Origin of the sequence: Macrococcus sp. PK, assembly GCF_022501545.1 — a bacterium.
Lineage (GTDB): Bacteria > Bacillota > Bacilli > Staphylococcales > Staphylococcaceae > Macrococcoides > Macrococcoides epidermidis.
This window is the reverse complement of the sequence record NZ_JAEPRF010000002.1, coordinates 321,475-341,044: the sequence shown is the minus strand read 5'-3', so window position 1 is coordinate 341,044 and position 19,570 is coordinate 321,475. Positions and strand designations below refer to the sequence as shown.

Annotated in this window: 17 protein-coding genes and 1 other RNA gene; 3 read left to right on the top strand and 15 right to left on the bottom strand. The window is 34.7% G+C overall.

Features of this window, described 5'->3' with window-relative positions; genetic code table 11:
* Positions 1-26: 26 nt before the first annotated feature.
* On the bottom strand, positions 27-1,145 hold the full coding sequence (gene mnmA / locus JJJ02_RS02035; protein ID WP_111715269.1) for a tRNA 2-thiouridine(34) synthase MnmA: 1,119 nt from the start codon (positions 1,143-1,145) through the stop codon (positions 27-29).
* Positions 1,146-1,151: 6 nt separating this feature from the next.
* Complete coding sequence (locus tag JJJ02_RS02030; protein WP_240837079.1) at positions 1,152-2,291, bottom strand: cysteine desulfurase family protein; 1,140 nt, start codon at positions 2,289-2,291, stop codon at positions 1,152-1,154.
* A 158-nt stretch (positions 2,292-2,449) separates the two neighbouring features.
* Here JJJ02_RS02030 and JJJ02_RS02025 point away from each other — a divergent pair, with 158 nt between their 5' ends.
* Positions 2,450-3,340 carry a nuclease-related domain-containing protein gene (locus JJJ02_RS02025; protein WP_239242805.1) on the top strand — a complete coding sequence of 297 codons (891 nt, stop codon included), beginning with the start codon at positions 2,450-2,452 and terminating at the stop codon, positions 3,338-3,340.
* Positions 3,341-3,375: 35 nt separating this feature from the next.
* Here JJJ02_RS02025 and JJJ02_RS02020 read toward each other — a convergent pair whose 3' ends face one another.
* Positions 3,376-3,576 carry a hypothetical protein gene (locus tag JJJ02_RS02020; RefSeq protein ID WP_240837078.1) on the bottom strand — a complete coding sequence of 67 codons (201 nt, stop codon included), beginning with the start codon at positions 3,574-3,576 and terminating at the stop codon, positions 3,376-3,378.
* Positions 3,577-3,710: 134 nt separating this feature from the next.
* Here JJJ02_RS02020 and JJJ02_RS02015 point away from each other — a divergent pair, with 134 nt between their 5' ends.
* A complete protein-coding gene (locus JJJ02_RS02015; protein ID WP_111715274.1) occupies positions 3,711-4,712 on the top strand; it encodes an LLM class flavin-dependent oxidoreductase in 1,002 nt (333 codons plus the stop codon).
* 36 nt (positions 4,713-4,748) lie between these two features.
* On the opposite strand, the gene cymR is transcribed toward JJJ02_RS02015, so the two are convergent.
* The gene (gene cymR, locus JJJ02_RS02010; RefSeq protein WP_099580130.1) at positions 4,749-5,168 is read right to left on the bottom strand and encodes a cysteine metabolism transcriptional regulator CymR; all 420 of its coding nucleotides are present in this window, start codon (positions 5,166-5,168) and stop codon (positions 4,749-4,751) included.
* Positions 5,169-5,276: 108 nt separating this feature from the next.
* Here cymR and JJJ02_RS02005 point away from each other — a divergent pair, with 108 nt between their 5' ends.
* Positions 5,277-6,524, top strand: a complete 1,248-nt coding sequence (locus JJJ02_RS02005) for a replication-associated recombination protein A (protein ID WP_240837223.1) — start codon at positions 5,277-5,279, stop codon at positions 6,522-6,524.
* Between the two features lie 24 nt (positions 6,525-6,548).
* On the opposite strand, the gene JJJ02_RS02000 is transcribed toward JJJ02_RS02005, so the two are convergent.
* From JJJ02_RS02000 to recJ, 11 genes are all read right to left on the bottom strand, one after another.
* The gene (locus JJJ02_RS02000; RefSeq protein WP_240837077.1) at positions 6,549-7,538 is read right to left on the bottom strand and encodes an ABC transporter permease subunit; all 990 of its coding nucleotides are present in this window, start codon (positions 7,536-7,538) and stop codon (positions 6,549-6,551) included.
* A complete protein-coding gene (locus JJJ02_RS01995; protein WP_239242808.1) occupies positions 7,531-8,460 on the bottom strand; it encodes an ABC transporter ATP-binding protein in 930 nt (309 codons plus the stop codon). The genes JJJ02_RS02000 and JJJ02_RS01995 overlap by 8 nt, the downstream gene beginning before the upstream one ends.
* A 156-nt stretch (positions 8,461-8,616) precedes the next feature.
* Entirely contained in the window at positions 8,617-9,381 is a 765-nt protein-coding gene (locus JJJ02_RS01990) for a tRNA threonylcarbamoyladenosine dehydratase (protein ID WP_240837076.1), read from the bottom strand.
* Between the two features lie 101 nt (positions 9,382-9,482).
* A non-coding RNA gene (ssrS, locus tag JJJ02_RS01985) (6S RNA) lies at positions 9,483-9,672 on the bottom strand.
* 41 nt (positions 9,673-9,713) lie between these two features.
* A complete protein-coding gene (gene aspS / locus JJJ02_RS01980) occupies positions 9,714-11,519 on the bottom strand; it encodes an aspartate--tRNA ligase (RefSeq protein ID WP_111715280.1) in 1,806 nt (601 codons plus the stop codon).
* 1 nt (position 11,520) lies between these two features.
* On the bottom strand, positions 11,521-12,783 hold the full coding sequence (gene hisS / locus JJJ02_RS01975) for a histidine--tRNA ligase (RefSeq protein WP_239242811.1): 1,263 nt from the start codon (positions 12,781-12,783) through the stop codon (positions 11,521-11,523).
* Positions 12,784-13,085: 302 nt separating this feature from the next.
* Positions 13,086-13,946 carry an N-acetylmuramoyl-L-alanine amidase family protein gene (locus tag JJJ02_RS01970; protein ID WP_239242812.1) on the bottom strand — a complete coding sequence of 287 codons (861 nt, stop codon included), beginning with the start codon at positions 13,944-13,946 and terminating at the stop codon, positions 13,086-13,088.
* Positions 13,943-14,395, bottom strand: a complete 453-nt coding sequence (gene dtd, locus JJJ02_RS01965; RefSeq protein ID WP_239242813.1) for a D-aminoacyl-tRNA deacylase — start codon at positions 14,393-14,395, stop codon at positions 13,943-13,945. Before dtd ends, JJJ02_RS01970 begins: the two co-directional genes overlap by 4 nt.
* Before the next feature lie 10 nt (positions 14,396-14,405).
* Positions 14,406-16,595: a RelA/SpoT family protein gene (locus tag JJJ02_RS01960; RefSeq protein WP_239242814.1), complete on the bottom strand. Its 2,190-nt coding sequence runs from the start codon at positions 16,593-16,595 to the stop codon at positions 14,406-14,408.
* Between the two features lie 116 nt (positions 16,596-16,711).
* A complete protein-coding gene (locus tag JJJ02_RS01955) occupies positions 16,712-17,233 on the bottom strand; it encodes an adenine phosphoribosyltransferase (RefSeq protein ID WP_239242815.1) in 522 nt (173 codons plus the stop codon).
* Between the two features lie 40 nt (positions 17,234-17,273).
* Complete coding sequence (gene recJ / locus JJJ02_RS01950; protein WP_372486730.1) at positions 17,274-19,529, bottom strand: single-stranded-DNA-specific exonuclease RecJ; 2,256 nt, start codon at positions 19,527-19,529, stop codon at positions 17,274-17,276.
* Positions 19,530-19,570 lie beyond the last annotated feature (41 nt).

Below are 19,570 nucleotides of genomic sequence, written 5' to 3'. Positions count from 1 at the left end.
GAAGACATTGCTGTCTCCTTTGAAATTTATTGTGTCACCACATATGTTAACTGACCAGAATTTTTAAATACTTCATCAATCGTTGCACCACCTAGACAAACTTCGTCCTGATAGAATACCACTGCCTGACCAGGTGTGATTGCTCTCACGGGTTCCGCAAAAATCACTTTAACCGTATTGTCATCGATACGTTCAACAGTAACCTTTGTATCCTTTTGACGATATCTGAATTTAGCCGTACATTCAAATCCATTAGACAAATCAATATCATTGATAAATGAGACGTCAGATGCAATCAAGTAGTCACTGTATAATGCTTCGTGGTCAAATCCTTGCTCAACATACAATACATTGTCTTTTAAATTTTTACCGACAACAAACCATGGATCGCCATCTCCACCGATACCTAACCCATGACGTTGTCCAATGGTATAGTACATTAATCCTGAGTGTTCTCCCATTTCAATGCCATCTAAAGTCATCATTTTACCGTTTTGTGCAGGAAGATAACCGCTTAAAAACGTTTTGAAGTTACGTTCTCCAATAAAACAGATACCTGTAGAATCTTTCTTTTTAGCAGTTGCTAAGTCATTGTTTATAGCGATTTCACGTACTTCTGGTTTTTGCAGATGCCCTAAAGGAAACATGACATGTTGTAACTGATCTTGTGATAACTGGTTTAAGAAGTATGTTTGGTCCTTGTTATTATCAACACCACGTAACATTTCAACTGTTCCGTCATCATTACGACGAATTTGAGCATAATGCCCTGTAGCGACAAAATCCGCACCTAACGCTAATGCATGATCTAGAAATGCCTTAAACTTAATCTCTTTATTACACATTACATCCGGATTTGGCGTTCTGCCTTTTTTATATTCATCAAGAAAGTATGTAAAAACTTTATCCCAGTATTCTTTTTCGAAATTTACTGCATAATAAGGGATGCCGATTTGATTACAAACACGGATAACATCTTCATAATCCTCTGTTGCAGTACATACACCAAATTCATCAGTATCATCCCAGTTTTTCATAAAGATACCGATAACGTCATAGCCTTGTTCTTTTAGTAATAATGCAGTTACTGAGCTATCAACGCCACCACTCATTCCAACTACTACTTTAGTTTTTTCATTTGTCATTCTTATCTACTCATTTCTATTCATTTCATAAATTTTTTTAATTTGTAATGCAATATAATCAATATCTTCTTCTGTCATTTGATGTGAAAAACTAAAACGTATCGACTGTTTTGTATGTGGATGTTCACCAAACATTGCAGTAAGTACATGACTCGGTTCTATACTACCAGCAGTACATGCAGAACCACTTGATACATACACGCCATTCATATCAAGGATTGTAAGCATTTTCTCAACATCGCTGAATGGAAAATATAGATTAGTGATGTGAGGTAAAGATGCATTTATATCACCATTCAATTCAAATGGAATATCGTAAGACTGAAGTGCGTTAATAAAATGTTGTTTCAATTGTATCAATTTTAAACTTGATTGTTCAATATTATCTGTAGCCATTTCTAATGCTTTTGCCATACCGCTGATATATGCGATATTTTCTGTACCCGCACGACGTTTAGTCTCCTGTGCGCCTCCAAGCTGCTGAAATTGTAATGGCGTCTTATCTTTCACATATAGTAAACCCACACCTTTTGGGCCATAGAACTTATGTGCAGTAAGGGTAAATAAATCTACGTTTAGTGACTTTAAATCGATCGGCATATGACCAATCGTCTGAACGCCATCAGTATGAAATATTGCCTGATGCTCTTTTAATAGTTCAGCCATTTCGTCAACTGATTGAACAGTACCGACTTCGTTGTTTCCAAACATAATAGAAACTAATATCGTATCTTCACGAAGTGCATCTTTCAATTTATCAACTGCTACAAAGCCTTGTGCATCCACTGGTAAATATGTGACTTCATACCCTTCTTTTTCAAGTTGCTCAAAGACGTGTAATACAGAGTGATGCTCAATAGAAGAGGTAATCAAATGTTTACCTTTATGCTGATTCTGGTATGCAATACCTTTAATCGCCAGATTATTCGATTCAGTGGCACCACTAGTAAAGACAATTTCTCTTGGTGATGCGTTCAATATTTTTGCAATTTTCATGCGTGACTGATCTAAAATTCTACGACCATCACGTCCGATATGATGTATTGACGAAGCATTACCAAAGTGATCAGTTAATACTTCAGTTATTTCAGATACAACTTCCGGCGCAACATTAGTAGTTGCTGCATAGTCTGCATATACCTTCATGATTTATGAACATCCTTTCAATTTTTTCAATAACTTATCTTAACACCCTTTAAGAAAAAAAACTATCTAATTAACTTAATTGTAAAAATTGTAAAGATTCTCATTTTGAAAAATACTTTAACGATTTTCTACTATATATAAATAGGAGGAGATTTCATTTGGAACGAATCATATTAGAAATTCTAAATAGCCGTGATGTTGACTTTGACCAATCAAAAAAACTAGAAAAGTTACGATTAGGTAATGATGGAGAACAAAACGTTCGAGGAATCATAGCACAATTTGAAGAATTCGACGCAATACATGATATTTTGTTTGAAGTTGATGGTAGTTATTTTCAAATAGACCATCTGATTATATCGGGTAATCATTTGATTATTTTTGATGCTAAATATTATAGTACCGACGTTTACATCAAGAATGGTGAATGGTATTTAGATGATTTAAAAATAAAGAATCCTTTGACGAGTTTGAATAATACCGTAAATCAGCATTTGAAAAAGTTACTCTATTATCATGGCATGCAATTAAAAATTTATGGCTATATAATATGGTGTAATGAAAATGCCTATATATATGGTTTGGAGAAAAAGTTACCGATTATTCAATTGAATCGATTGGAGGAATGTCTTCAAAAATTATCGCGACATCGCGTATCAATGTATACTACTGCCGATATTTTCGAACTACGTTCGCGATATAACCCTTTCCTGAAACACTATCCTGAGAAATTAGATACTTTGAAGAAAGGTTTGAATTGTCCTAAATGTTTCAGTCTACTCGGAGAACGCAGTCGAAAGAAATATATTTGTCGCAGTTGTGGAGAATCATATCATTTAGCAGACATAGTATTCAAAAATTTACAGTATTATTGTCTGGTGAAGGGAGATAATGAAATAGATATTTATGATTTTTATAAATTTATAGATAAGCCTATTTCAGTTCGTACTTTAAATGATTATCTTAAGAAATGGATAGTAATGAATAATTTAAAATACTTAAAACAACGTTACTATTATTTATTAGATAGTTTATTCGTTACAAAATAGAATAATATATATATTTATTTCGATAAAATTTTTATTTATGGCCCTATCAGAATTTTTATAACTACGATTCCGCTATTACTCATTACCTTTAGCGGTATCGGAACTTTTTGTACTACGATTCCGCTATTACTCATTACCTTTAGCGGTATCGGAACTTTTTGTGCTACGATTCCGCTATTACTCATTACCTTTAGCGGTATCGGAACTTTTTTTGCTACGATTCCGCTATTACTCATTATCTTTAGCGGTATCGGAACTATCATTACTACGATTCCGCTAAAATTTCATCCACTATCAACAAGCATATAATTATCATAATTACTGATCTAAGTGCTAAACTATCGGTACTAAATTAAAAGGAGTTAATTATATGTCTAATCTCAATATTCCTATTTCTATTTTGAATTTAGCGCCAGTACGAAAAGGAGATACGAACAAGGATGCAATCGATCAGGTGGTATCACTGGCTCAACTGGCTGAAGAACTAGGTTATAACCGCTACTGGATTGCTGAGCACCATAATACACCGAGCCTTGTGAGTTCAGCAACAGTAGTACTTATTAATCATGTCCTTCAACATACAAAATCAATACAGGTTGGTTCAGGTGGAATCATGTTACCTAACCATGCACCACTCGTTGTAGCAGAACAATTTGGTACGATGGCAACAATTTATCCTGATCGATTGAATCTTGGATTAGGTCGTGCACCTGGTACGGATATGATGACTGCGAGTGCTCTACGTCGCGACCGTCATGATAGTGTATATACTTTTCCTGAAGAAATTCAGGAATTGTTAAAGTATTTTGGACCTGAAGAAAAACAAGGATTTGTAAAAGCTTATCCTGGTGCTGACACAAATGTACCGATATTTGTACTTGGTTCTTCAACTGATTCAGCACATCTTGCAGCACGTCTCGGTTTACCTTATGCGTTTGCCGGACACTTTGCACCGGAACAGATGAAAGAAGCGATCGCAATTTATCGCAATCTTTTCCAGAAGTCTGAATATCTGGACAAACCTTATGTTATGGTCGGTACGAATGTGATTATCGGTGAAACTGATGAAGAAGCTGATTATCTGGCGACTTCCACTCATCAATTTTTCTTAAGTGTAATCCGAAATGCAAGACAACCGCTTCAACCACCAGTAGAAGATATGGATGCGATTTGGAGTCCACAAGAAAAACAAATGGCATTGTCTCGTACTCAAACTGGTTTTGTAGGTTCTAAAGAAACTGTAAAACAAAAATTACAAGCTTTTCAAAATGAATTCAATGTCGATGAATTTATTGTGGTTAGTTATATCTATGATCTTGAAAAACAACATCAAAGTTTCAGATGGTTAAAAGAAATTACAGAAGAAAAATAGTTATCGCATCTGCGATAACTATTTTTTTGATTATCCCTATATGTAGAACATGTAACCTTCGATAATATCCTCTTCTTTATAGTTCATTAAATCTTCCAAAGTCGTTTCATCCAGCACTTTTTTTACAGCATCGCGAATATCAATCCACAATTGCTTTTGAGCTGGTGGTTCATCTTCAATACCTTCTACTGGTGTAATTGGGCCTTCAAGTAATCGGATAATATCTGCTGCTGTCACTTCTTTAGGGGCTTTCATTAACATGTAACCACCTTTTGCACCTCTTACGCTTTTAATGAGACCAGCATTTCTTAACGGTCCTACAAGTTGTTCTAAATACAGATCACTGAGATTATTTTCTTCTGCGATAATTTTTAATGATACAGGTTTCGTCTGATATCGTTTAGCAAGGGATATCATCAAAGTTAAACCGTATCTACCTTTAGTTGAAATCTTCATAATTATTACGCCCCTTTTCAATAAATCAATTTTATCACATTTTGACTTAAAATAAGGTACACTTTTATTAAAGGAGTGAATAATATATTGGAACCTTTAGCATATAGAATGCGTCCTTCTTCTATTGATGAAGTCATTGGACAGCAGCATCTTGTTGGTGAACAAGGAATTATTCGTAGAATGGTCAATGCTAAAAGACTTTCTTCAATGATTCTTTACGGACCTCCTGGTGTCGGTAAAACAAGTATTGCCAAAGCAATTGCAGGCAGTACGGCAGTGAAATTCAGACAATTAAACGCAGTAACCAATACAAAAAAAGATATGCAAATGATTGCAGAAGAAGCTAAAATGAGTGGACAAGTTATCCTCCTTTTAGATGAAATTCATCGACTAGATAAAGGGAAACAGGATTTTCTATTGCCTCATCTTGAAAATGGTCAAATTATATTAATCGGTGCAACAACGAGTAATCCATATCATGCAATCAATCCTGCAATCAGATCAAGAACACAAATATTTGAGCTTTATCCTTTAACAGAAGCCGACATTAAAACAGCACTACTTCGAGCGATAAACGATAAGGAAAAAGGTTATGGTAATGATGATATCGAAATTGATGAAGCAGCAATCAATCATTTCGTGCAAAGTGCTCAAGGGGATATTAGAACGAGCTTAAATGCATTAGAGCTGGCAATCCTTTCAGCTGAAACTAAAAATCCAATAAAAATCACATTAAAAGATGCGAAGGATTGTTTACAGAAATCCAGCTTTCAATTCGATAAAGACGGTGATATGCACTATGACTTGATGAGTGCGTTCCAAAAATCTATTCGTGGTAGTGATGTAGATGCAGCACTGCATTATCTTGCGCGCCTCATCGAAGGTGGCGATTTACCGACAATAGCCAGACGCTTACTTGTCATCAGTTACGAAGATATCGGACTCGCATCTCCTTCAGCAGGCTCAAGGACGCTTGCTGCGATTGAATCTGCTGAACGACTTGGATTTCCCGAAGCACGCATACCACTTGCGCAAGCTGTCATCGAACTTTGCTTATCACCGAAATCAAACTCTGGCATCTCCGCAATTGACGCTGCTTTATCTGATGTACGAAGCGGCAAAATTGGTGCCATCCCTAAACACTTAAAAGATGCACACTATCAAGGTGCGAAAGATTTAGGGAATGGTGTGGGCTATCAATATCCTCATAGCGTACCATCAGGGTTTATCGCTCAACAATATTTACCGGATACACTAAAGAAAAAGCAATACTATGTACCAAAGAGCACTAGTAAAGCAGAACAACAATTCAAACAAATTTACGATAATATTAAACAACAACAAAACAAGCATTGAGTTAAATCACTCAATGCTTGTTTATTAGTTTGCTACATCTCTTTTATTAAAGATCCATGCTGCGACTACTGTAATAATCAATAATATTACAATGTCATACGTTAAACTAAAACCAAATGATAAATCTTTATCAACAAGTTTCGAAGGATTTGTCGGTAAATATTGTGATAAGTTCCAATTGACCGGCCAGAAATATTCTAATAACTTCGTTTTACCTTGTAAGAACAAAATGAGTAAATCTCCGAAAAATAAGAATGCAAAACTTACACCTAAGCTTAGTGCTGTATTTTTAAAGATAACTGATAGCGCATATGCTAAAATCGCAAACGTAATAATAAATATAAAATTTGCAAATAATTGCTGACCAAGTACTTCAAATACATTTATCATTTTCAATCCTTTGTTACTTTGAACCACAAGTTGAGCAGTTGGATTCATTTTTGTCGTAAAGAAAAAGATAATAGCCGACATTAAATAAGTAAAGCCTAAAAATAAAATTGACGCTAAAATTGCAAAAATATATTTAGAGAAAAAGATTTTTAATCTTGATGCAGGTCGAATAAGTAATAATTTAATTGTTCCTTGCTGGTGTTCACGTGACATTAGCCCACTACAAATAATAACAATCATAATTGTTACAAATGATATAAAGCTACCCGTATCTAATAAGTTTTGATAAAAATTATTGATAGCTGGTGGTTTTACATCTTCTTTTAGATAGTACTGCAATTTCGACATACGTTCGCCAAGTGTCATTTCATCAGTAATATCTTTCATAGACTTTTTATCATTTTCTTTTTTCGAAATTTCTGCAAGACGTTTTTCATACTTTACGATATCCTGTTTAACTTCCGTTTTCCAGTTATCTGTATACGTTTTATTATCGTATTTACCACTAAACTGCATGTTCAAAAATACACCAATCAACATAAAGACTAATATAATTCCTAACATGATATATGTGCCAAGGCGATTAAAATACTTATTAAATTCATTTATCACTAACTTAAACAATGCTACCGCCTCCTTCTTTTGTTAATGCCATGAAGCGATCTTCAAGTGAAAGTTTTTCTTTTGTAACACCATAAATATCGACATCAGCTTTTACAAGATCACGTACAAGTTGCGGTACATCTTTTGAGGCAATGTCAATTGCTAGCATGTTATTATTCAATTTAAATGGCACACCTTTTTCATTTAGGAACTTAACTGCCTGATCGATTGGATAGACATCAAAATCATGTTTTACGATATCACTCGCAGTAACAACTGTGTTAACATCTTCAATACGAATCATCTGTCCATTCTTAATTATCCCAAATCTATCACACATGAGTTCCATCTCACTCATTAAATGACTTGATACGATAACTGACATATTTTCTTCTCGGGCAAGCTTTTTAATATAATCACGAATTTCACGTATACCCGCAGGATCTAAACCATTGGTTGGTTCATCCAAAATCAATATTTTTGGCTTATGTAGCAACGCTTGCGCAAGGCCCAGACGTTGTCGCATACCTAATGAATAACGTCCAACTTTTTCTTTAATCCGATTTTCAAGTCCTACTAACTTGACGACACGGTCAATATCTTCTTCTGAAATTCCAACCTGCATTCTTGCAAATTGCTTTAAATTTTCTAAACCTGATAAAAATGGATAAAATTCCGGGTTTTCAACGATTGCACCGATATCTTTCATGACTTCACTACGATTCTTTAATACCGAACGTCCTAAAACTTTAACATCTCCAGAAGTAGGTGTCGTAAGGCCAACAATCATTCGAATAGTAGTTGTTTTACCAGCACCATTCGGACCTAAAAAGCCAAATACTTCACCCTTTTTTACATCAAAGTTTAAATCTTTGATAATGTGCCTTTTGTTAATCGTCTTATTTAAATTGCTAACCTGTAAACTAAATTGATTTTCTTCCATTTTTACACCTCCGTTATATTTATCATACATGATAAATCCAGTCATTTACTTTTTAGCAACAACTTTTAAGGTAAATTTAAGGTTGTATCATACAAAAAGCTGAAGTGAAATCATCATTGATTTTACTTCAGCTTTTTAAGATTAACTATTAAACTATCATCTATCTTTTACACGTGCTACCGGATAATCTTTTAATATATCATTGACAACCCAGCTGGCACAAATCAGCCCAACAACGCTTGGTACGAAAGCATTACTTGATGGCGGCATCTGCGCTTTTCTTACAGGGGCATCTGCATTTCCGACATAAGCTTTTACATCTTCACGAATAACGATTGGACTTTCATCACTAAATACGACAGGAACCCCTTTATGAATACGTTCTTTCTTTAATTTTGTACGGATAACTTTCGCCATTGGATCAGTATGTGTTTTTGAAATATCTACAATTTTAAAGCGTGTCGGGTCTGTTTTATTCGCAGCTCCCATACTTGAAATCATTTTAATATTACGTTTTAAACATTCTTTCATTAAATGAATTTTATACATAATCGTGTCACTTGCATCTACAACATAGTCAATATCATATTTAAATATTTCTTCATATGTTTCATCTGTATAGAACATATGTAGCGGTGTAACTTTGCATTCAGGATTAATGAGTTTAATACGCTCTTCCATTAATGTAACTTTTGACTGACCAACCGTCGTAGTTAATGCGTGAATCTGGCGGTTAACATTTGTAATGTCCACATCATCTTTATCAATCAGAATAATGTGTCCGATATTTGTTCTTGCAAGTGCTTCTGCAGCAAATGATCCAACTCCACCTACTCCTAATATCATAACTGTTTTGTTTTTAAGTGCTTCTAAACCTTCTTTACCATAAGCAAGTTCATTTCTTGAAAATTGATGTTTCATTTCATTTCTCCATTCCATATTGTCAATAAATATATCCTATCATATTAGTAAGCTTTAATCATTACAAAAAAAGACGAGAGACAAAAGTCTCTCGCCTTACGATAGTATCCAAGTGAGCCGTCGTTTTAAGTGTTGATCATTTTGGCCTGCTATAAACAGGTGGGTGTCCCGTTTCTAATTTTGCAAGTCCTCCATGTGAGGCGTGTGCGCTAAAAGAAAACCTATTAGACTCCCGATCAAAAAGTGTTAGGTCAAAATAGAATAAACAAACATCGAACTCTTCAGACACCTATCTTATGACTATATAATATCACATATTTATTTATTTGCAACTATTTCGAATCTTCTTTTTCTTCTTCTGTGTTAGCAGCTTCCTTAATGTTTAATGCAATGTGTAAATCATCTAACTGTGCTGTTGCTACTGCACTTGGAGCTTCTGTAAGAAGATCAGTTGCAGATGCTGTTTTAGGGAAAGCAATAACGTCACGTAAGTTAGAACGTCCTGCAAGTAACATCACCATTCTGTCTAATCCAAGAGCAATACCGCCATGTGGTGGAGCACCATACTTAAATGCATTCATTAAGAAACCAAATTGTTCTTCCGCTTCTTCCTTCGTAAAGCCAAGTGCTTCAAACATTTGTGCCTGAACTTCCTGATCGTGGATACGAATAGATCCTCCACCTAATTCATAACCATTTAATACAACATCATAAGCATTTGCTTCAGCAGCTTCAGGATTTGATTTCAATAATTCTAAATGTTCAGGTTTTGGAGCAGTAAATGGATGGTGTGCCGCAAAGTAACGATCTAACGCTTCGTCATATTCAAATAGTGGCCAATCTGTCACCCATAAGAAATTAAATTTATTCTCATCAATCAATCCTAAATCTTTACCTAATTTGTTACGTAAGTTTGCTAGACTCGCATTTACTACCGATGATTTATCAGCGACAAATAATACTAAATCTCCATTGTCAGCACCAGTAAGTTTAATTAATTCTGCTGTATTAGCTTCATCAAAGAATTTAGCAATTGGCCCGTTTAATCCATCTTCTACAACTTTTACCCAGGCAAGCCCTTTAGCACCGTAAATTTTTGCGAACTCTTGTAATGCATCAATATCTTTTCTTGAATATTTATCAGCAGCGCCTTTTACGACGATTGCTTTTACTGAACCACCGTTTTTCACTGCTTCACTAAATACTTTAAAGTCCATTTTAGAAGCTAAGTCATTTAATGTTTTTAATTTCATATCGAAACGTGTGTCAGGTTTATCAATACCGTAATCACGCATTGCTTCAGCATATGTCATACGCGGGAATGGTGTAGTAATTTCAATCCCTTTCACGTCTTTCATAATACGTGCCAGCATACCTTCGTTCATCGCCATCACATCTTCCTGATCAACGAAACTCATCTCGATATCAATTTGAGTAAATTCGGGTTGACGGTCCGCTCGTAAATCTTCATCACGGAAACATTTAACGATTTGATAGTATTTATCGAATCCACCGATCATCAATAACTGTTTAAAGATTTGCGGTGATTGTGGTAACGCAAAGAATTTACCTTCCTGCACACGTGAAGGTACTAGATAGTCACGTGCGCCTTCTGGTGTTGACTTTGTAAGTACTGGCGTTTCAACTTCATAAAATCCTGACTCATCTAAATAATTACGTACTGCTCTTGTAATTTGATGACGCATCTTAAACGTATTCGCAAGTGGTTCACGACGTAAATCTAAGTAACGATATTTTAAACGGATATCTTCAGAAATATCAGTTTCTGCTTCGATTTGGAATGGTGGTGTCTCAGATTTATTGATAATGTTAACTTCAGCAACCTGAACTTCAATTTTTCCAGTTTTGATTTTTGGATTTACAACTGCTGCATCTCGCTCCGTTACTTTTCCTCTTATTTCAACAACGTACTCAGAACGAATTGTTTCTGCTATTGCTAATGCATCTTGAGAGAAATCTGGATTGAATACAACTTGCACGATACCTTCTCTATCACGTAAATCAATGAAAATTAATCCACCTAAATCTCGTCGTTTTTGTACCCACCCTTTTAATATTACTTCTTGTCCAATATATTCTTCTGTAACTAATCCACAGTATGTTGTTCTTTTCTCCATGTTATTTTTCTCCTTTTATAAATGATGCTAGTTTTTCAATCTCAATTTCGGTGCTTTCACCAGTTTCCATCGATTTCACATTTATTTTACCGCTTTCAAGTTCATTAGAACCAAGCACAATCGTATTTTTGGCATGAATTCGATCTGCTTGTTTCATTTGTCCTTTCATTTTACGGTTTAAATAGTCGATATCAGCTTTAATACCGTTGTTACGTAAATCTGCTAAAATCTTAATTCCGGCATCCACTGTTTCAGGCATTGTAACGATATATAAGTCGATTGCTTCTTCAATTTCAAGCTCGATACCTTCTGCTTCGATTGCAAGTAACAGACGTTCAATACTGAGAGCAAATCCAATACCCGTCTCTTTCGGACCGTCTAGCATTTCTAATAATCCATTATAGCGGCCACCGCCACATAATGTCGTAATTGCACCAAATCCTTCAGCATCACTCATTACTTCAAATGCAGTATGGGTATAGTAGTCTAAGCCACGCACTAAATTTGCATCCTCTACATAAGGTATTTCTAAAATATCTAAATAACGTTTAACTTCGTTATAGTAATTTATAGAATAATCATTTAAGAATTCCGTTATTTTTGGTGCATTTTTAACTGATGGTTGATCTCGGTCAACTTTACAATCAAGAATACGCATTGGATTTGTGTGTAATCGATTTTTACAATCATTACAGAAGTGCTCGATATGTGGTTCAAAATGCTTAACTAATGCTTCTTTATAGATGTTACGGCTTTCCAGATCACCAATTGAATTTAATACAATTTTAATATGTTGTAAGCCAAATGATTTATAGATCGAATACACCATATGGATGACTTCAGCATCCAAAGCAGGATTTTCTGCTCCTATTGCTTCTACACCGAACTGAACAAATTGACGATAACGTCCCTTTTGTTTACGTTCATAACGGAACATCGGACCATTATAATATAATTTAATTGGTTGATTCGCATCACCATTCATCTTGTTCTCAATATAACTTCTAACTACAGCTGCTGTACCTTCAGGACGCAGTGTGATACTTCTATCACCTTTATCTTTGAATGTATACATCTCTTTTTGTACGATGTCTGTTGTATCACCAACACCTCTCGCAAATAAATCTGTCGATTCAAATATTGGTGTACGAATTTCCTTATAATTAAATGATGCAGCAATTGCATGTAATCTATCTTCAATATATCGCCACTTCGGAGTTTCTGTCGGTAAAATATCCTGTGTTCCTCTTGGTATATTAATCATAAATTTTCCTCCTAAAAAAATAAGTCCCTTATGCATTATAAATAATGCATAAGGGACGTAAAATTTTCCGTGTTGCCACCCTAATTGGTACAAAGTACCCACTCTAGTACATTTAACGCATGTAAAACGGTGATACTTTCATATCACAACCTCATCTATTGTTACATCTTATAAGAATTTATCATCTAATTTCAGCAGCATAGATGTCTCTATTCAATAAATTTCCTATAAATGATAGACTAAAACGGTATTTGTTAAGTTTGAATAGGTTTATATTACTAAGTTAATCTGCTAAAGTCAAGTTAATATAAAAAGTAATTACGCAGACCATCAACAATACTTGTCGTAATAATTTGACGGTACACTTTATCATTCATCAATTTTTCATCGGTAGGATTACTGATATAGCCCAGTTCTAATAAAACTGCAGGTGTCTTCGTTTGACGTATCACCTGGAAGTTTTCCTGGCGAACACCACGATCAGATAACAGTGCTTTTTGTTTAATCGCCATATGCAATGTGTCGGCAAGCACCTTTTGATTATCATGATGATAATATACGGTTAAACCATGTGGACTAGATGCTTCTAAAGCATCTGCATGAATGCTGATAAATACATCTGCAGCACCTTTTCTATTTTTTAGCTTGATATATTCATCACTGTTTCTTGTCATCAAAACAGTAGCACCTTCTTCTTCTAACTTCTGTTTCAGCATTAAACTTGTCTTCAGAGTAATCACTTTCTCTATCGTACCGTCTTTACTTGAAGCACCTTGATCATTTCCACCATGACCAGGATCAATCATGATGACTTTATCTTTAAATGGATTAGTGCCAGCAATCTTATCTTTTTTTATATTAAGATTTGTGTGCCATCCTGCAATCCATCCCTTTTTCTCTCCATTATCAACGTAATACCATTTCCCGGTATGTTTTATAATGTCAAAATGGTCACCCTTTTTAACATCAAAAATAATAGGATAAAACGCTTGTGGTCCAGTGCGAAGGGCGCCATCTTCAATCATCGCCAATGTTGTCGGTTTATTAGTCTGCTTCGTAAACAACCAAAATAATAAGACAATCAATAATATTGTGACAAAAGCTAAAATCAGTAGTCTTAAAACTCTTGAACGTTGGATAGGTCTTAAATCAATCTTCTTCATTGTATCTTCCCCTCAACGCTCTCAAAAATAATCGTTACAGGACCATCATTAATTAAAGATATCTCCAACATTTCTCCAAATACACCAGGAAAAACTTCAAGTTGATGTCCTTTTAATATTTCATTAAATTTTTCATACATCTCTTTCGCTATTTCAGGCGTCTTGGCATCTGTAAAACTTGGACGATTACCTTTTTTGACATTTGCATATAAAGTAAATTGTGATATCGATAAAATCTTGCCACCAACGTCGTTAATTGATAAATTCATCTTTCCATGTTCATCTTCAAAAATACGGGTATTGGCAATTTTCTTTGCAACAGCATTTAAATCTTTTTCTGTCGTATTTTGTCCTATTCCAACCAACAAACAGTAACCTTGATCAATGGATTGAAAATAATCTCCTGCAGTGACAGAAGCTTGTTTTACTTTTTGTAATACTACACGCATGTTTGACACCTCAATTTAATATCCTAGTTACTGTGTATATATCACTCAACTGCTTAATTTTTTCAACAACACGCATCAGTTCACTGACATTCTTCACCATAATACTTATATTTATCTTAGCATTTTTATCGATATCAGCTTTACCAGAAACTTGTGTTAAAGTTGTTTTCGTTGCATTTACGGCTTGTAATACTTCATTTAATAAGCCAAGTCGATCATATGCTGTGATTTCTAAGTCTACTTGATAAGTCTTGTTCTCTGAAGATTTTACCCACTCTACATCTATCAAACGTTCAGTTTCATTTACGACATTTGGACATTCGGTACGATGGACTTTTACCCCATGACCTTTTGTAATATAACCAACGATGTCATCTCCTGGTACAGGGTTACAACATTTTGATAATTTAATCAGCATATTGTCCATGCCTTCAACATAAACACCAGTTTCTGTCTGAATATCACGTTTAACATTTAACGTTTTATTAACTTCCTGTACTTGATTTAACTTTTGTTCCTTTTCTTTGATACGGTGTCTTTCAGTTAATTTATTAACTACTGCTGATGCTGTTAATCCACCAAATCCAACAGCAGCATATACATCATCAATTGATGTGAAATTGTATTTTTCAATCACTACAGCTATATTTTCATCAATCATCACATCATCTATATTGATACGCTGCTCTTTTAACTCTGCTTCAATCATGAACTTTCCTTTTTCTACATTGCTCGAACGGTCCTGTTTCTTAAAGAAACTTTTTATCTTACTTTTAGCGCTAGCTGATTTACAGATTTTCAACCAGTCGCGACTTGGACCATAAGAATGTTTTGAAGTTCTAATCTCAATGATGTCACCCGTTTTAAGCTCATAATCAATCGGAACGATTTTACCGTTTACTTTCGCACCGATCATTTTATTTCCGACTTCACTATGTACTGCATATGCGAAATCAATCGGAACAGCGCCAATAGGCAATTCTACAACATCACTTTCCGGCGTAAATACGTATACTTTATCCGACTGTAGATCATACTTAAGTGATTCCATAAATGCTTCAGCATCCGGTGATGTAGAATCTGTTTCTTCAATTTCTTTCATCCAGCTCATTTTGCTTAAATTTTTCGCTTCATCTGGATTAACTAATGTTTTACCTTCTTTATATGCCCAGTGTGCAGCTACCCCATGTTCTGCTATTTCATGCATTTCATGTGTTCTTATCTGTATTTCTAATGGATCACCATTTGGTCCGACAACTGTAGTATGAAGGGATTGATACATATTTGGTTTTGGCATCGCAATATAATCTTTGAATCTTCCCGGCATCGGTTTCCACAATGTATGAACTAATCCTAATACTGCATAACAATCTTTAATTGAGTCAACTAATACACGAATCGCTAATAAATCAAAAATCTGATCGAATTGTTTCTTTTGTTTAACCATCTTACGATAGATACTATAAATATGTTTAGGACGGCCAGTGATTTCCCCCTGGATGCCCGTAATTCCCATCTCTTTGCGAATATTTTCAATGGCATTTTCTATGTATGCTTCTCGCTCACTGCGTTTCTTCTTCATTAAATGGACGATTCTAAAATATTGTATACTGTCAATATATCTTAGGGAAATATCTTCTAATTCCCATTTAATCGTATTGATCCCAAGACGATGTGCAAGTGGTGCATAAATTTCTAATGTTTCCTTTGCAATGCGTACTTGTTTTTCGTGAGGCATTGCTTTTAATGTACGCATATTATGTAATCTATCAGCGAGTTTAACTAAGATAACACGCACATCTTTTGCGATAGCAATAAACAATTTACGATGGTTTTCTGCCTGCTGTTCTGCTTTTGAACGATATTTCACTTTTTCTAGCTTTGTAACGCCATCTACGATATATGCAACTTCTTCGTTAAACATTGCCTTTAAATCCTCATACGTATATGGTGTATCTTCCACAACATCGTGTAAGAATCCAGCAACAATTGTCGGCCCATCTAATTTCATCTCAGCTAATATACCAGCTACCTGAATAGGATGCATTATGTATGGTAAACCATTTTTTCTAAATTGACCTGTATGAGCTTTTTCGGCAAGTTGATAGCTTTTAACAACGAATTGATAGTCCTCATCAGATAAGTAAGCTTTTGTCATCTCAAGAACATCATCTTTTGTATATGGATATTCATTGTTCATTCTATCACCACCTCTTTTTATAATGTATTAATAATACTATATTATGACTGATTTTTAAATGAAATATAAAAAAGACTGAGTCAATTTAGTGCTACTCAATCTTTTTCGGTAAATTATTATTCCTCTTCATACTCTACCAATGTTAAAACATCGTATCCTTCTAACTTCTGCATACCCTTTAAATATTTTAAATCTATAATAAAGGCAATACCCGCAACAATTCCACCTAATTGCTCAATTAATTTAATCGTTGCTTGTATCGTACCACCTGTTGCCAGTAAATCATCTGTTATTAAAACACGTTGACCCGGTTTAATCGCATCTTTGTGCATCGTTAACACATTACTTCCATATTCAAGTTCATATTCATAACGAATAACTTCCCTTGGCAATTTACCTTCTTTTCTAACAGGTGCAAAGCCAATGTTCATTGCATAAGCGACTGGACATCCAATAATGAATCCACGTGCCTCTGGTCCAACTACGATATCAATCTCTTTTTCACGTGCGAAATTAACGATTTGATCTGTAGCATAGGCATATGCTTCACCATTATCCATCAAAGTAGTTATATCTTTAAAGCTAATTCCTTCTTTTGGCCAGTCTTTCACTTCTGCAATATACTTTTTTAAATCCATCTTTGTGCCTCCACAATATAATTCATTTATTTTTTTAAAATTATTCCATAATTTGTTGTTTTAAACTGTCAAATGTTGAGAACAGGAAAGTCTGTTCTAATTTCAAAGCAGTTAATCTTTTTTTATACGTTTCTGAAGACTGTATTTCAGCTTTTTTAATCGTTTCATTTAAATGATATGTTAATTCAGTTTGATAAATAAAGTTTAAATCTTTGTATACTTCTAACATAAATAGTAAAGTATCAGGTTTCACCTTCAGTAAATCAATAAGATAACCCCCATCTGTCTTTAAATCAATGACTGGCTTCATCTTAAAACATTTAAATAATAATTTGAATTTTTCGATACTTGGCATACCCTCAAAGTAAATTTGATTTTTCTTATGAAAAATTAAATAGATAGTATCTGCATCATTTGTATCAAAAGTTCTTTTGAAACTTTCAAAATCGTGTGGGATATCCCTAAATACTATTTTATCATGCCCAAATACAGATTCGCCATAATAATAGTAATTTTCGTTGATTTTTTGTTGACCTGGATGAATAACATAGGCAACTTGTTCATCCTTTAAAAATGCAAATTTTCTTGGATGTGCATTACGAAAATCAATCATTTTAATATTATCTGATTGCATAGCCTGCACAATCATTTGCGGTGAAACATTGCCATTCCATTCATTGAGTTGAAGTGAACCTGCTAAATTAACAACAGCTCCTGAAGGAAATTCATTAATTAAGTCTCCTTGTTTCCACATTAAACAATTCAAATCAGACATTGTTTTAAACTTTAAATGTGCCGCATTTTGCCCAATTTGTTTAATCTCACTGATTATCTGGTCATATAAACCTATTACCGGTGCTTTAAAATCTGTTCCAAATGGTCGTAGTAATTCAATATCACTAATATTTTTTACTGTAATATCATCCATATCAATAACAGTATCTATATTTAACTGGGAAGTTATCGGTTCACCGTCTAATACGCTTTCCAAATAATGATTGATACTACGTTCTAACTGTTCAATATGATCGATTGGTAGCGTCATACCAGCCGCCATATGATGACCACCAAACTTTGTAATCAATTCTCGTGCCTGGTCGAGACTTTCATACATGGATATCTGTTCAACACTACGTGCTGAACCCTTTGCGTAATCATTCACATAATCTATATTTAAAACGATGGCCGGCAGATTATATTTTTCAACGATTCGACTCGCAACTATACCAAGGACACCCTCATTCCAATTTTCTTTAGCAAGCACTAAAAAACGATTACCGTTACTGATTTTCTCTTCTGCTTCAATCATCGCTTCCTGTGTAATTGTCTCTACAATCGCTTTACGTTCAACATTGAAACTATCAACTTGTTCAGCCATCCATTCTGCTTCCACAGGGTCATCCAGCTGTAAAAGTTCTGCAGCAATTCTTGCGTCGTCCAGACGTCCAACAGCATTTAATCTCGGACCAATAATAAAACCTATTGTCTCTTCATCTATCATTCCTGAGAAACCTGCTTGTTTTAATAGCGCTGCTACGCCAACAGGTGGCGTCTGATTAAGTATTTTAAGGCCTCGCTTTACCATTGCTCTATTTTCTCCGGTCATTGAAACAAGATCGCTGATTGTTCCTATCGCAACAAACGGTAAAAATTGTTCATTTTGTTGTCCAAGAAGTGCATGACTGACTTTATATGCAACCCCCACACCTGCAAGATGTCCAAAAGGATAAGTACCTTCGGGGTGCATCGGATGAATGATTGCAAAAGCATTCGGTAAAGTCTCACCAATTTCATGATGATCAGTAATGATGACATCTATTCCAAGTTCATTGGCAACATCAATTTCATGATGACCTTGAATGCCATTATCGACTGTAATAATTAATTTAACGCCTTCATCTGCTGCCTGACGAAATGCATCTTCATTCGGTCCATATCCTTCAGTAAATCGATTCGGAATATACCAGCCGACTATAGCGCCCATGGATTCTAAAGTTTTGACAAGTACTGTAGTGCTTGTCACACCATCTGCATCATAATCACCATAAACGAGAATCGGTTCACCATTTTCAATTGCTGTTTTTATTCTTACTATTGCATTGTCCATATCAAACATTAAAAACGGATCATGAATGTTCCCTTCAGAAAAAACATCACTAAGCTGTTCGTCTGTAATAATATTTCGTGCATTTAATATTTTTTGATTGATACTAGAAATTTTATATTTTTTAATTAAGTCATCAGGAATTGTATTTTCTATCCTAGACACTTGCCATTTCATTTTCTTCATAACAATCCCCCTACACTCTAGAATTATACATGAAGGCATTCATTTTA